The sequence below is a fragment of the Streptomyces sp. CG4 genome (assembly GCF_041080655.1).
GTDB lineage: Bacteria > Actinomycetota > Actinomycetes > Streptomycetales > Streptomycetaceae > Streptomyces.
This window is the reverse complement of record NZ_CP163525.1, coordinates 205,635-220,080: the sequence shown is the minus strand read 5'-3', so window position 1 is coordinate 220,080 and position 14,446 is coordinate 205,635. Positions and strand designations below refer to the sequence as shown.

Annotated in this window: 11 protein-coding genes and 1 pseudogene; 7 read left to right on the top strand and 5 right to left on the bottom strand. The window is 68.4% G+C overall.

What is annotated here, in order from left to right; all coding sequences use genetic code 11:
- Window positions 1-665: 665 nt before the first annotated feature.
- The gene (locus tag AB5L52_RS01120; RefSeq protein ID WP_351028485.1) at window positions 666-860 is read left to right on the top strand and encodes a hypothetical protein; all 195 of its coding nucleotides are present in this window, start codon (window positions 666-668) and stop codon (window positions 858-860) included.
- Between the two features lie 360 nt (window positions 861-1,220).
- On the opposite strand, the gene AB5L52_RS01115 is transcribed toward AB5L52_RS01120, so the two are convergent.
- Window positions 1,221-2,879 (bottom strand): IS1182 family transposase, encoded by a 1,659-nt coding sequence (locus AB5L52_RS01115; RefSeq protein ID WP_369362285.1) that lies wholly within the window; start codon window positions 2,877-2,879, stop codon window positions 1,221-1,223.
- Between the two features lie 101 nt (window positions 2,880-2,980).
- Window positions 2,981-3,337: pseudogene (gene tnpA, locus AB5L52_RS01110) on the bottom strand (IS200/IS605 family transposase); the annotation flags it as partial.
- Between the two features lie 165 nt (window positions 3,338-3,502).
- Between tnpA and AB5L52_RS01105 the strand changes: the two are divergent.
- From AB5L52_RS01105 to AB5L52_RS01085, 5 genes are all read left to right on the top strand, one after another.
- The gene (locus AB5L52_RS01105) at window positions 3,503-4,174 is read left to right on the top strand and encodes a DUF998 domain-containing protein (RefSeq protein WP_369362283.1); all 672 of its coding nucleotides are present in this window, start codon (window positions 3,503-3,505) and stop codon (window positions 4,172-4,174) included.
- A 442-nt stretch (window positions 4,175-4,616) separates the two neighbouring features.
- Window positions 4,617-6,755 (top strand): amino acid adenylation domain-containing protein, encoded by a 2,139-nt coding sequence (locus AB5L52_RS01100; RefSeq protein ID WP_369362281.1) that lies wholly within the window; start codon window positions 4,617-4,619, stop codon window positions 6,753-6,755.
- 18 nt (window positions 6,756-6,773) lie between these two features.
- Window positions 6,774-6,986: an MbtH family protein gene (locus AB5L52_RS01095; RefSeq protein WP_351034344.1), complete on the top strand. Its 213-nt coding sequence runs from the start codon at window positions 6,774-6,776 to the stop codon at window positions 6,984-6,986.
- A gap of 253 nt (window positions 6,987-7,239) precedes the next feature.
- Entirely contained in the window at window positions 7,240-7,851 is a 612-nt protein-coding gene (gene lspA / locus AB5L52_RS01090; protein WP_369362279.1) for a signal peptidase II, read from the top strand.
- A 97-nt stretch (window positions 7,852-7,948) separates the two neighbouring features.
- Entirely contained in the window at window positions 7,949-9,139 is a 1,191-nt protein-coding gene (locus AB5L52_RS01085; RefSeq protein WP_369362278.1) for an NAD(P)/FAD-dependent oxidoreductase, read from the top strand.
- A 193-nt stretch (window positions 9,140-9,332) separates the two neighbouring features.
- Here the strand turns inward: AB5L52_RS01085 and AB5L52_RS01080 are convergent, their stop codons facing one another.
- On the bottom strand, window positions 9,333-9,731 hold the full coding sequence (locus tag AB5L52_RS01080) for a hypothetical protein (protein WP_369362277.1): 399 nt from the start codon (window positions 9,729-9,731) through the stop codon (window positions 9,333-9,335).
- A gap of 765 nt (window positions 9,732-10,496) precedes the next feature.
- Here AB5L52_RS01080 and AB5L52_RS01075 point away from each other — a divergent pair.
- Complete coding sequence (locus AB5L52_RS01075) at window positions 10,497-11,003, top strand: hypothetical protein (protein WP_369362276.1); 507 nt, start codon at window positions 10,497-10,499, stop codon at window positions 11,001-11,003.
- Between the two features lie 25 nt (window positions 11,004-11,028).
- Here AB5L52_RS01075 and AB5L52_RS01070 read toward each other — a convergent pair whose 3' ends face one another.
- Both AB5L52_RS01070 and AB5L52_RS01065 read right to left on the bottom strand, forming a co-directional pair.
- Window positions 11,029-13,557: an FtsX-like permease family protein gene (locus tag AB5L52_RS01070; RefSeq protein WP_369362275.1), complete on the bottom strand. Its 2,529-nt coding sequence runs from the start codon at window positions 13,555-13,557 to the stop codon at window positions 11,029-11,031.
- Window positions 13,557-14,291, bottom strand: coding sequence for a helix-turn-helix domain-containing protein (locus AB5L52_RS01065; protein ID WP_369362274.1), 735 nt, complete (start codon window positions 14,289-14,291; stop codon window positions 13,557-13,559). The genes AB5L52_RS01070 and AB5L52_RS01065 overlap by 1 nt, the downstream gene beginning before the upstream one ends.
- Between the last annotated feature and the right edge of the window lie 155 nt (window positions 14,292-14,446).

Genomic DNA, 14,446 nt, shown 5'->3' with positions numbered 1-14,446 from the left:
TACGAGCCTGGGCGAGCAGAACGATCGCCTCGTGCCGCCCTGCTGTCCCGTCGTGCCCGTCATCGGCTCTGTTCGCGGAAGGGCGCATCCTTAATCGATCACCGTTCGGCCTCTGGGGATGCTGGGCCGCCGGTGGTGGGTTCGTGGTGGCAGCGTCCGCGGTGAAGTGCTGCTGTGGCGGTGACCGTGGTGGCGGGGGCGTCGGGCCACCGACACAATGCACTGAACTGCGCAAACGGGGCTTTCATGGCGTGAACATCCCGCGAAGTGCTGTGGAGATTCCTGGCAAACCGCGGTACGTCGGCTCGGCCCACCGCGACTGCATCGTCCCGGACAATTGGGCGACCTAGTGGCGCAGAGAGATCGCCGAGAGCCGATGACCGCGACGACCAAGTCCGGTTTCGTGTGTGCCGTCCATGGCCGTGCCCGCACACGCAATCAGCCCTCCGTCACTGCTGAGGAGGCGCGTCGGGTCCTGGTGCCGGCCGCGGACAGTCGGAGGCGGTCGGCGGCCGCAGACAGGGAGCTTCCATGTCGGGAGGACTGCCACTTGGGATACGGCTGGTCACTGCCCCGGTTCGCGGCACGGGATACTCGATCTGTCACATGATCGGCTCGTAGCTCGGCGGTTGCCGTGCCGCGTCAACCAGAAGGCAGATTCCAGCGTGTTCCAGGAAACCCCGATCTTCAACCGCCTTGTCGCAGAGCGCGGTGATGTGCCGGCCCAGGCTCGTGGCGAAGCCGACCGCGTACGCCACGAGCTGGCGCAGGTCATGCCGTCCGCGCCCTGGCCTGCCGCCCGCCCGCTGCGAAGGCAGCCTCAGCTGCCCGGCGGCAACGTCTCTCCCGGTGTCCTGTGACGTTCCGGGAAGGGGCACGCGCAAGGCGGTGCGAGAGACCGTCGTCGACTGGACCACCGCGCTGAGCCAGCGCTCTTCGCCTCCCTTCCTTCGGGTGGTTCGCCCTCTCCGCCCGGGTGGAGGTGACCGTCCGCTGAACAAGGCGCCGGGAAGTTGCCGTGGGTGGTCCTGAGCGGCTGCCCGTCGGCCCCGCCGGCACATAGGACATAGGGCCGTGGGCGCGGTGCTGTGTATCGACTGGCTGCCGGAGTTCTTCGTGCTGGCGGGACTGGTCCAAGACGGCTTACCGGTGGCCTTGTGTGAAAGCCCCGGCGTTCATGACTCCGTTGGGAAATCCGCAGAACGGCTCTTGCAAGCGGGTCACGCCGCGAGGGTGAGGCGTGCGAGGTGGGAGACGCGGGTGGAGCCGAGTGGGGTGCCGTTCAGCCAGGCGTCGACGCGGGTGAAGTTGAGGGCGGTGGCGGAGAGAATGTTCGCGAGGTGGGTTTTGCTCTGGCCTCGGTAGGGAGTGCGTCGCAGGTGGGTGCGGCGGACGGCCTGGGAGATGGTGCCCTCCACCCCGGCGCGAACGTCGTAGCGTTCCTTCCAGACGTCGGTCTGCTGTTCGGCGCGTCGTTCTTCGAGGATCTGCTGCTGCTCGCGGGGCAGCAGGGTGAGGCTGCGACCCCACTTGCCGTTGGCTGCCTTGGTGCACCTTGGTCTCAGGGGGCATGGTGCGCAGTCGGTGAGTGCGAAGTGCACGCGGACGAGTGGGGTGCCGTTGGGTTTGCGCTGCTGGGACCAGCTGACGCTGACCGCTCCCCGCGGGCAGTTAACCCTCCTGGCTTCCCAGTCCGTCGTGAAAGCGGCCTGGGTCAGGTCCGGTGCCTGTGCGTCCCGCCCGCTGTGGTGGGTGTCGGTGCCTACGGGGCCGACCAGGTCGATGCCATGGTCCTGGCGGGCAGCCAGGATGTGGGCGGCGGTGACATAACCGGCATCCACCATGTGTTCACGCGGCTTCAACTCCCGCTCGGCCGGCTGCTGATGGATGGTCGCGGTGACCTCGGTGTCGTTGACGGTGGCGTTCGTGGTCTCCACGTTCGTGATCAGATGCGGTGCGTCCGGCTGGCAGGTCTCACTCAGGTGGACTTTGTAACCGCACCAGCCCGCCCCGCGTTTGATGCCGTAGTGGGCGTCGATGTCATAAGGGGAGGACAGCCTGTCTCTGGCCGGCGGGAGGTCCTTGCCCTCTCGCCGGCGCACCTCCTGTCCGTCCCGGTGATACTGCTCCGCCCAGGCCCGGCGCAAAATGCCCACCGCAGGGATCTCGCGCAGCCAGGCCGGCGCGGTCAGGCCATCGATGGCATCCAGGAGAGCGAACCCGTCCCGCCCGACCTGCTCGGCCCATTCCCGGCGGACGTTCTCCCCCTTCGGGAAGCGGTAGTTGTCGACCTTGGCCCCATACCGCTCCACCCAGCCGGAGTCGATCAACGGCGTCAGCCAGTCCGGGGCCGCCGCCAGCGCCTCCAGTGCTGTCCGCAGTGTCTCGCCGACGAACTCCATCCGGTTCAGTGTGCGCACCGCGGCCAGCACGTGCGTGGAGTCGGTGCGCTGTCGGCCACCGGCTCGCAGCAGCCCGGCCTGCGACAGCCGGGTCAGCACCACCTCCAGGACCCGCTCCTCGAGCCCATGCGTGATCAGACGGGCGCGGAAGTCACCCAGGACTGTGAAGTCGAACCCCGGATCATCCAGCTCCAAGCCCAGCAGGAACTTCCAGTCCATGCGCGCTCGCACCTGGTCGGCGGCCTGCCGGTCGGAGAGTCCTTCGGCATACTGCAGCACCGACACCAGTGCCAGGGCCCCCGGCGAGATCGCGGGCCGACCACGGGCGGGAAAGGCCTCGGCGAAGTCCTCGTCCGTGAACAGTGCGCCGAGAGCTTCCCGGATCCGGATGGCCAAGGTCCCCTTGGGAAACGAGGCCCGGACCACCCGGGCCGTCAGCCCAGGCACCCCTTCATCCGAGCGCGACTCCAGCGACATCCCGATCCCCCCACCCCGCCAACGACCATAGCCACCAGCAAGACCAACGACACCGGCCCGCTCGAATCACGCCTTTCCCAACGGAGTCCTTCACGCCGGGGATGAAAGGGTGACCACAGGTGCCCATGTATGATGGCGCGATTCACGGGGCCGGTGAATTCCTGCTGTGTCCTGCGGGCGGAGACCCCCTTGAAGCTGTTGACCAGTTTCGAGACGGCGACCTTCGGCGGGTAGTGCACCAACAGGTGGACGTGATCACGTTCGCCGTTGAACTCTTTCAGCTGTGCCTCGAAGTCCTCGCACACCTTGCGCATGATTTCTTCGCAGTGTGTCAGCATCTCGTCGTCGAAGACTCCGAGTCGGTACTTCGTCACGAAGACCAAGTGCACATGCATCGCCGAGACAACAGGCCTACGTGTCCACCCGCGGCTCGATCCCTTGCCATGGCCATCACGCAGGAGCGGTCGCCACCTTTCACTCTGCCCGCGGTTCCGTGAAGCCCATGAGACCGGGCCGTGCGTAGGGCCTGCCCTACCTCGTTTCGGGGGCTCGCCGGAGTGCCTGAGGCGGGAGCCGCGTGATCCGCTGGCTCGTACGGAAATCGTGCGACAGAAGGTGGACGGGTGAAGTCTCGGATCGGATATTCCGCATGGGGCGTGGGTGTGGTGCAGTTTTTTGCGATCCACGGGATCGTGGAGTCAGCCTGGGCGAGACCGTACAGTTGGGCACGGAACAACATCAGTGACTTGGGTAACGCTCACTGTGCCATGCAGCAGGAACCAGAGCCACGGTATGTCTGTTCGCCCGAACACGGCCTGATGAACGTCTCGTTCGTCGCCCTGGGAACGCTACTCGTCGTCGGCGCCGCCCTGACTGGTCCCATGTGGCGCCGAGGCGTGACCGCCACCGTGGCTCGGATTCTGCTGGCCGGTGCCGGTCTGGGATTTGTGCTCGCCGGGCTGGCGCCTGCGGACGTCAACGAGAACCAGCACGTCCTGGGTGCCCTGCTCATCATGGGGACGGGCAACATCGGTCTTCTGCTGGCGGGAGTTGGCCTGTCGAACGCCGTTCCGGGGCCACTGCGTTGGGCCACCAGCCTTCTGGGTGTCACGGCGTTCACGGCCTTGGGGCTCTTCTTCTCCCACCACTACCTGGGACTGGGCATGGGAGGCATGGAGCGGGTCGCGGCGTTTCCCCTCCTGATGTGGACGCTGGCCGCCGGTGCCCGGGGTCTGTTCCGTCAGACACCCCGTAAGCAGGACGCGAGCAGTTCCGTGAAACTCATAACTGAGTGAGGATACGAGTGCGGAGGGGACGAATGAAGCCCGGCTATAAATCGCTCTGTTGGGATCAGGCTGCCCTCAGCTTCAACCCGACTGCCGCGGCAGCGGGTTGGCGCAGGTCTTCCACCCCCACTCGAACCAACAGCACCTCACGGCGTACACGGAATGTGCGCCAGGCTCAAGGAGCGCGCTCAGTTCTCCCGTGACTCTGAACGCCCCACTGAGCTCTTCGGCTGAACTGCCGCTCGACTATGGTCACCGGGGCGTGGTTGCTGCCCGCGAGATGCAGCAACCAGCTGTGCATCACATTCCCCATTGGCTTCTATGTCGGGCGGCTCAGAATCACTTGGTGTCGTAGACGGCGGTCTCCCAGTCGACCCCGTACGAGCACTCGGCCTTGGCATAGCGATAGCGCCAGGCACTGGTGTTCCGCTGTCCGTCTACGCGGGTGATCGTGACGGAGGATCAACCGCAAGCACGGCACCCGGTGCACCCCGGCCACCCGACGTACACCACCTACACCTCCGGCTCCACCGGAATCCCCAAGGGCGCCACCATCGAGCACGCCTCGCTGGTCAACCGTCTGCTGTGGATGCGGGACGCGTACTCGATCACCGAGCGGGACCGCGTGCTGCAGAAGACCCCGGCGACATTCGATGTCTCCGTCTGGGAGTTCTTCCTGCCCCTGATCGTCGGTGCCACGCTCGTCGTGGCCCGGCCCGACGGGCACAAGGACCCGAAGTACCTGGCGGAACTGATCCGCGCGACCTCGGTCAGCGTCCTGCACTTCGTCCCGTCGATGCTGGGCGTGTTCGTGGAGGAGGAGAGCGCCGGGCAGTGCGAGAGCATCCGCCTGGTCGTCACCAGCGGCGAGGCGCTGTCACCGGATCTCGTGGCACGGGTGGGCGCCACCCTCGACGTCCGGTTGCACAACCTCTACGGCCCCACCGAGGCCACCGTCGACGTCACCGCCTCCGCCGCCCTTGCGGCGGACGCCACCGCAGCGGTGCCCATCGGCAGCCCGGTATGGAACACGCGGGTGTACGTGCTGGACGGCGCGCTGCGCGTGGTGCCCGCCGGCGTGGTCGGCGAACTCTACGTCGCGGGCGTCCAGTTGGCGCGTGGCTATCTGGGCCAGCCGGGTCTGACCGCTTCCCGGTTCGTCGCGGACCCGTTTGGCCCGGCGGGTGAGCGGATGTACCGCACGGGTGACCTGGTGCGCTGGGACGAAGACGGGCAGTTGGTCTTCGTCGGGCGTGTGGACGATCAGGTGAAGATCCGTGGTTTCCGTATCGAGCCGGGTGAGATCGCGGCGGTGCTGTCCCGGCATGAGGCGGTCGGTCAGGCTGTGGTCGTCCCGCGCGAGGACGGCCCGGGCGGTACCTATCTGGTCGCCTATGTGACTGTGGCACCCGAGGTGGTGGACGAGTCCGGTCTGTCGGTGGAACTGCGTGGCTTCGCGGGTCAGTTCTTGCCGGAGTACATGGTTCCGTCGGCGGTGGTGGTGCTGGATGCCCTGCCGGTGACGCCCAACGGGAAGCTGGACCGCCGGGCGCTGCCTGCTCCGGAGTTGTCGGGCGGTGTGTCCGCCCGTGGTCCGCGCACGGTGCGTGAGGAGTTGCTGGCGGGTCTGTTCGCGGAGGTTCTGGGTCTGTCCGAGGTGGGTGTCGACGACGACTTCTTCGCTCTGGGCGGTCACTCCCTCCTGGCGACGCGTCTGGTCAGCCGGGTCCGTACGGTCCTCGGTGTCGAGCTCGCCATCCGCGACCTGTTCGCCGCCCCGACCGTCGCCGCCCTCGCGGCCGGTCTGGGCAAGGCCGCCGGCGGCGAGTCGCTGGACGTCCTGCTGCCCCTGCGGGCAACCGGTGAAGCCGCGCCGCTGTTCTGCGTCCACGCCGGCTCGGGTGTGGGCTGGGTCTACTCCGGCCTGCTCCGGCACGTGGACACCGACCGCCCCGTCTACGCCCTCCAGGCAAGGGCATTGACGGGCCCTGACACCGAACTCCCCAAGAGCCTGGACGAGATAGCCCAGGACTACATCCGGCAGATCCGTACCGTCCAGGAGAGCGGCCCCTACCACCTTCTGGGCTGGTCGTTCGGCGGCGTCCTCGCACATCTGATGGCGACTCAACTCCAGCGGGAGGGCGAGGAAGTGGCCTTCCTGGCCGTCCTCGACGCCTCGCCCGTACCCGTCGCCGTGGACGAGGAGGACATGACGGTCAACGAGTCCCAGGTCGTCGGTATGCTCACCGACTACTACGGCTACGACGAGCCCGGCGCGGACGACCACGAGAGCGTCCTGCGCATGGCGGAGGGCTTCGAAATGGCTCGGGTGGCCGCCGTGATGAACAACTTCGCGCGCCTGTCCACCGATATTTCCCTGGCGTCGTACGCCGGCGAACTGACGCTCTTCGTCGCCACCGGCGGCGATTCCGAGCCGTTGGCACGCGAGGACCAGTGGGAACGCCACGTGACCGGCCCGATCGACGTGTACGACGTCGACTGCTCGCACGAGGACATGATGAAGCGCGGCCCGGTCGATGAGATCGGTCCGGTTGTCGCGCGCAAACTGATGGGTTCACGCGAAGCGTGAGGAAAAGGAGAGATTGCCATGGACAACCCGTTCGATGACGCCAACGCGGAGTTCTTCGTCCTGATCAACGGTGAGGGCCAGTACTCCCTGTGGCCGGCGGCCGTCGCCGTCCCGGACGGCTGGACCGTCGAGCACGGCAAGGCCGCTCGCCAGGAGTGCGTCGACTACATCGACGAGCACTGGGTCGACATGCGTCCCCGCTCCCTGGTGGAGGCCACACAGGGCAACTGACCGAGGGGCCGGCCGACCGCTCGAACGAGCGGGTCCCGACCCGGTCGTCCGTGCGGACGGCCCCACGGCGGCCGTGCGAGCGCCCCGGAACCGCTTCCGGAAGCGACTTTCACGGCCGCCGTCCTGCGGCCCTGCCCCTGCCCCGACGGGCGTGGAGCGGATCCATAGGCTGGAGGGCGCGGCGGACATCGCACATGGGTCCGTGACGGCAGGCCGGGACGCGGCCGGACAACAGACTTCAAGGGGACAGAGCGTGACCAATCCAGGGCAGGCCACAGAGGCGCACGGCGAGAACAGGGGACAGCGGACCAGAGGCAGACGCCGCATCCCCCTGCTCCTGACGGTGGCGGGCCTCGCCTACCTGATCGACCTCGGCAGCAAGCTGGCCGTGGTCGCGCGGCTGGAGAACCGCACTCCCGTCAAAATCATCGGCAACTGGCTGCAGTTGCGGGTCATACGCAACCCCGGCGCGGCATTCAGCATGGGCGAGGCGACGACCATAGTTTTCACGGTCATTGCCGCGCTCGTCGTGGTGGTGATCATCCGGCTGGCGCGCAAGCTCTACAGCATCCCGTGGGCCCTTGCGCTCGGCCTTCTCCTGGGCGGCGCGCTCGGCAATCTCACCGACCGCGTCTTCCGCACCCCCGGCAACTTCCAGGGCGCGGTGGTCGACTTCATCGCCGTCCAGGGCTTCAGCGTGATGAATCTTGCCGACTGGGCCATCGTCGGCGGCGGAATCCTCGTCGTCATCTGCTCCTTCCGAGGCTGGTCCCTGGACAACTCCAGCGACGAGCCCGAGCCCAGGAGCAGGGGCGAGAACGCCGGCATGAGCGACACCGAGACCACCAAGCCCGCTCGCCCCTGAGCCGAAAGCCAAGAGCCAACGGAACTCCCCACCAGGGGCGTTCATTTCTCACACCGAGCAAGCAAGAACAACCGAGAGCAAGTAAGAAGGAGACGTCGTGTACGACGTGATCGTGGTGGGAGCGCGCTGTGCGGGGGCGCCGACGGCAATGCTGATGGCCCGCGCCGGATATCGCGTCCTGCTGCTGGAGAAGGCGCACTTCCCGCAGGACAAGCTCTCCTCCCACTACCTCCACCAGCCGGGCGTCGCCATGCTCGACCGCTGGGGCCTGCTGGAGAAGATTCGGTCCACCAACATCACCCCCATCGAGCGCGTCAGCTACGAGACCTCCGGCCTGCGGCTGGAGGGCTCACTGCTGCCCGCCGACGGACACAGCACGACGTACGCGCCCCGGCGCTTCGTGCTCGACCCGATACTCGCCGACGCCGCCGGCGCGGCCGGCGCAGAGTTCCGGGAGGGGTGCACGGTCACCGGCCTGCTCCACGAGGGCGACAAGGTCGCCGGCGTGACGTACAAGACGACCGAGGGGGGAGAGTTCACCGAGCGCGCCCACCTGGTCATCGGCGCCGACGGCATGCGCTCGGCGGTCGCCAAGTTCGTCGACGCCCCGAAGGTCATCGAGAATCCTGCCATGGCCTGCACCTACTACAGCTACTGGGAGGGTCTGCCCGCCCACTTCGAGCTGTATGAACGCCCCGGCCGCTGGGTCGGCGTCGTGCCCACCAACGACGCCCGCACGCTCGTGATGACGTACTTCCCCCAGGCGGAGTTCCAGCAGGTACGCACCGACGCGCAGTCCGCCTACCTGGAGGCCATCCGCACCACGGCGCCGAGCCTGCACGAGCGGCTGTCCGCGGCCACCCAGGCCGAACGCCTCTACGGCACCGGCGAACAGCTCAACTTCTTCCGGCAGGCGTCCGGCCCGGGCTGGGCCCTGGTCGGCGACGCCGCGCACCACAAGGACTCCATCGCCGCCCGCGGCATCACGGACGCCTTCCTGCAGTCGCAGATGCTCGTCGACCACATCGGCCAGGACCTGCACGACCCGGCGGCTCTCGCGAAGGCCTGCGACCGCTACGCCCAGGACCTGCAGGACAGGTTCGTGGAGTTCTACCGCGGCACCCTGAACGTCGCCGAGCTCAGCATCCCGGAGGAGCGCCTGTCCCTCCTGCGTGCCATTTCCACGAACCAGACACTGGTGGACCGCTACTTCGGCACCCTCTCCGGCGTCTGCACCCTTGAGGAGTTCTACAACGAAGAACTCCTCGACACCCTCGCCCAGGCCTGACCGACCGGACTCCCGGCCGGAGCGTGCAGAGGATCAAGCCGCAGCTTCCGGCTTCACGGGCCATTGGTGCGGTACGGCCGTTTGACAGCGAACCCAGCTGGCCCGGACATGCGGGGAACGGTGCCGCCTTCACCGGAACGACACGGCCGTTCCGGTGAAGGCGGTCGATCAGCGTGTGGTGCTCTTGCAACGGTCAGCGGACGACGTGGACGGTCACTGACGTGGAGGTGCGGTCCGTCTTCGCGTGGTGGTGGTGCTTGTCGGTCGAGTACAGCACTGAACGGAACTGCAGCTCGCCCGTGTGCCTGGCCTTGACGTCTGCGCGCGCATTGCCGTCGAGGCTCCGTGTGACGGCGTGCCAGTGGCTCCAGTGGCCGGGTTTGCCGGCCCGCTCCTGTATGACGAGCACGGTGTACCGCTCGGCGTCGTCGTCACCCTGGCCGCGTACCTTCACCAGGTGACCGGCATGCACGGTGTGGCGGCTGGCCTGAATCGAGATGTCGCCCTTCGCGAACGCAGGGGATGCCGCCAGTGCTGCTGAGGCCACACCCAGCGCGCCGACCACCGCGAGCCGCTTCATACCGACCTTCATGCCCGGGTCTCCTTAGATCTCTTCATCCACTTCGCGCCAACTTAGCTTCCTGGCCGCCCAATTGACGCACTTTCACTGACGAAGAGTGGTTGGCGCGCCAGGAAGTTAACCTCAGATTGCCACTACCTCGTATCTGGTGTCGGATGACCACCACGCTGTCTCACCGCGCCCTCACTGAACTGGGCTGTTCGACAGTCAACCCAGTCATCCCGAGCCAGAGGCGTTCCGGCAGGCCGACGTCCACCGTCCCGGCGGGACGCCCGGAAGGTTGCCACCGGCTGCCAGGTGCGGGCGGTACGGCCCCGGGCAATCGTGATCTGTAGTACGGGCCGAGTGCGCTTACGAGGTGCTGCGCGGGCAGCGAACGGGCCCCGGTCTGCTCGGAGGGAGCGTGCCGGGGCCCGTTCGGCATACCGTTCCAAGTATCGAGCCCGGAACGGACCCAGTATGACTCTCACGGGTACAAACACCGTCGAGGCGGCGCGCGTCGCCACAGGGCATCACATGTCGGCGGCCATTGAGAATCCCCCCACGTACGGCCCAACCGGTGCCGTGACTCTCCGTCGACTTCCCGGGTGCGCGTGCTCCACGGTGCAGGTCAGGCCACAGGTGCGTCGTCGGCCATCCGCCGCGTGGCCGTACAAGCCTTGTCCGAGCGAGGAAGTGTGGTGATCACGTAACGAAGCGGTGCGGTTCCACGCGTACGGTGGGATCGATGCGCTGCGGGTGGAGGAGGTGGCACGGCCGACGCCCGACCCTGGGTAAGTGCTGGTCGAGGTCCGCGCGGCCGGGATCCGGCCTGGCGAGGCGCATATCCGCAGAGGTGCGCTGCACGACAGTTGGTCGGCGACGTGTCCTTCCAGGCAGGGCAGGGATCTGGTCGGCGTCGTGGTGGAAGTCTGCGGCGCGACCGCGTACGCCACCGTGTTCGCCGCGGACCCCCAACCCGCCGACACGGTCGTCGTCTCCGGTGCGGCGGGCGGCGGCGGATCGCTTGCCGTGCAGTTCGCCCAGCGGCGCGGCGCCACGGTGATCGGGCTTGCGAGTAAGCGCAACCACGCCTGGTTGAAGCAGCGCGGAGTCGTCCCGGTCGAGTACAGGGAGGGGTGGCCGAGCGAATCCGGCAGGCGTCCGGCGGGAGCATCGACGCGTTCATCGACACGGTCGGCGACGGCTACGTGGAGCCGGCAGTGCAGTTGGGTGTGCGGCCCGAACGGATCAACACGAATGTTGTTCGGCGCCATATCGATCAGGGAGCGGGCGCAGGGCTGATCGTCCGCCTGTCAGCATCTTGGCGCTACTCCTTGGCGGTGGCCACCGTCACCGCCCGCACCCGCAGTGCCGCACGTCCTGGCAGGGCGGTGGCGACGAGGGCGAGGAGTCCGGCGACGGCCACGACGGCGACGTAGAGCAGCGGGGTTACGGCCGGGGCGGCGCGGCCGGTCATGCCGACGCTGAACGCGGTCAGGACGGCGAGGGCGATGCCGCTGCCGAGCCCGGTGGCCAGAGACAGCACCGACAGTGCCTCGGTGCGCAGCATGCGCAGCACCTGCCGGCGTGTGGCGCCCGCGAGGCGCAGCAGCGCGAACTCACGGACCCGTTCGGACACCGACACGGCAAGTGTGTTGACGACGGCGATGGCGGTGAATGCCAGGACGAGTCCCATGGCGAGGTAGTTGACCTCCGCGTTCGCCTGCTGCCGGTCCACTTGGAGGTGGTCGGCGGCCTGCGGGGAGACGACGTGGACGTCCGGGAACTCACGGAGGGTGGCGGCGAGTTGTGTCTGTGTACGGGTCGAGCTGATGAGGACGGAGGTGGCGAGGGGATTGTCGACGTGGCGTGCGACCAGGTCGTGCGCGAAGGTGAGGTCCCCGAAGCCGAGCCCCTTGGCGTAGACGGCGGCGACGGTCAGCGTGGAGGGCGTGCCGTCGCCGAGCGTGAGCTTCAGGGTGCTGCCGGGCTTCAGGGCGAGGTGGTCGGCGGCCAGTTGGCTGACGGCCACGGTGTGGTCGTTGAGCCGGTCGAGCGAGCCCGCGGTGACGCCCGGGTCCCAGGTGCGGGTGAGCCCGGCGGGGGTGACGCCTTGTGCCGCGTATTTGTCGAGGCCGACCCGGACGGTCGTGCGCACCACTTCGGTGGCCACGTCGTGGTGTGCACGGAGCTCCCGAGCGGCTTCGGCCGGGACGCCCGGTCCGGCCGCGACGGCGACCCAGTTGGCGCGTACGCCCTCGCGAGCCTGTGCGCGGGCCGCGCTACTGAGGGTGGGCTGGACGAACAGGACGGTGCAGGTCATGCCGATGAGGAGAGTGAGCGGGGTGACGACGGAGGCCAGGCGGGCGGCGTTGCCGCGCAGGTTGGCCGTGGCCAGCCGGCCGCCCGGCCCGGTGCGTCGCAGCGGGATGCCGAGCAGCAGCGTGGCCGCCTTCACCAGGAGCGGTCCCAGCAGGGCGATGGAGCCGACCAGGACCACAACTGCGAGGAAAGTCACGGGGGTTGAGGTGGGCTCGGTGTGCAGGGAGGTGAGTGAGACGACGAGAACGGTGCCGCCGGACAGCAGCAGGAGCCCTGCGAGGATACGTCCCCTCGGCGGTCGCGTGGGCTCGGTGCGGGACTCGGCGAGCGCCTCGGCCGGGTGGATCCGGGCGATCCGGCGGGAGGCGACCCGGGCGGAGGCCCAGGCCCCGGCCAAGGTCGCGGTAACGGCGGCGAAAGGCGGGAACACGCTGACGGTGTGCTGGAGCGTGGCGGGAACGGCACCCACGGAAACGAACCTGCCGTGCAGCCAGCTGCCCAGTGGCAGCCCGGCCAGGGCACCCGTGGTACCTGCGACCGCGCCGACGATCAGTGCCTCGCGGCCGAGCAGCTTTCGGATCTGTCCGGAGGTGGCGGCGACGGCGCGGAGCAGGGCGAGTTCGCGATACCGCTGCTGCACGGTCAGCGTGAAGGTGCCGACGACCACGAGGACCGCCACGAGCAGCGAGGTGCCGCCCATGGCACCGCCGATGCTGACCAGTCTGGTGCGCGCCGCGGCCGCGTCGAGGAACTCCACGGGCCCGCGGGCGTCCCCGCTGCTGGCCTGGGCGCTGATGCCGTGCAGTGCCTGCGCGACGGCCTGGCGCAGCCGTCCGGTGTCCGTCCCCCGGTCGGGGATCACGCCGAACGCGGTGACCGGCCCGGGGCGCGCGGCCAGCCGGCGTGCCTCCGCGGTGGAGAAGAACAGCGAGGTCTGGTGGCGTACGTTCGTGGTGGGGGCGGCGATTCCGGAGATGCGGTAGCTGCGGGGGGCCTGCGTCGACTGGACGGTGAGACGGTCGCCGACCTTCAGGTGGGCCCGCCCGGCGAACCAGGGGTCGACGACGAGGTCGGTCGCGGCCTTCGGTGCGCTTCCCTCGGCCAGCTTGTACGGCGTCAGGGCAGCGGAGGCCCAGGCGTGTCCGTAGGGGGTACGGTCGCCCGTCCCGTACGGTGTCAACGGTTCGGCGAGGAAGGTCAGTTCGGGCACGACCCGGGCGACGCCGGGCGCGTGTGTGAGGGCGCCTTCGAGGCTCTGCGGGAGCCAGGCTCGCTCGGCGACAGGTTTCGCCTTGTGCTTGGTCTTGGTCTTGCCCTTCTTGTGTTCGACGGTGGTCTGGTGGATGTTCTGGTCGGCCGAGATCACGACGGGAGCGGCCGCGTAGCGCTCGGTACGGATCGCCCCGCGCAGGCCCGTCTCCAGGAGGGTGCCGCAGGCGGTGATCAGCGCCGCCGCGCACATCAGGGCGAGGAAGGCACCGAGGAATCCGGCCTTGCGGGCACGGACCGACTTCAGGGCATAACGCAGCATCATCAGGGCTCGTTCCTCTTCGCCGTGGGCGGATTCGTGGTGTGTGCGGCACGGGGGTCTCGGCCGTCGCGGTCGTCGTGCCCCTCGTGGCCGTCGACGGCGGGTGCGGGGAACGCGAGGAAGCGGGTCAGCACGGTGCGCGCACCCGGCGGGGTGCTGGCCTCGGGGCGCTTATAGCGGTTGAGCAGGGCGATGTACTCCTCGAAGAACGTGCGCAGTTCGGGCAACGTCAGCCGGATACCAGCGCGCGAGTAGGGGAAGGCGTCCGCCCAGGGATCGCCGACGACGATGCCCTGCTGCAGTTGCTCGAAGAGTTCCAGGTCAGCCGCGTAGGCCTGGTGGTTGATCTCGTCCATGACGAGCCGCATCTCAGGGCTCTGCCGACTGCGTGGCGGGAAGCGCCGGTCACCGGGGATCGCCCTCCACCAGCGTTCCCGGCCGGTGGCGCCGTCCGCCGCCTGCGAGTCCTGTCTCTTCGCCGTCTCCTCCACGAAACCGTGCCGCGCGAGTTCACGCAGGTGGTAGCTCGTGGAGCCAGTGTTCAGCCCCAGAGCCCGGGCCAGCGTCGCGGAGGTCGCGGGGCCGTGGAGGGTGAGGTGCTGCAGCATGCGCTGCCGACGCGGGTGCGTGAGCGCCTTCAGGGTGGCGAGGTCGGAGAGCTCGACCGGCTCGGTCGGCAGAGCCGAAGCCTGCCTGGCGGCCGCATGTGGTTCGAGAGTGCCGGGTTCCTGTTCCATGCGTACACAGTCGTCTGTGCACAGGCACCTGTGCACTGCTGAGGACCCGCGTATTCGACGGGGGGTTAGCCCTACCCAGGCTGCCATCGACGGCGGTCGCTGCCGGTCCCGGCAAGTGCGCGCCATACGCCGTAGCCAACCGTGGGACTGAGAGG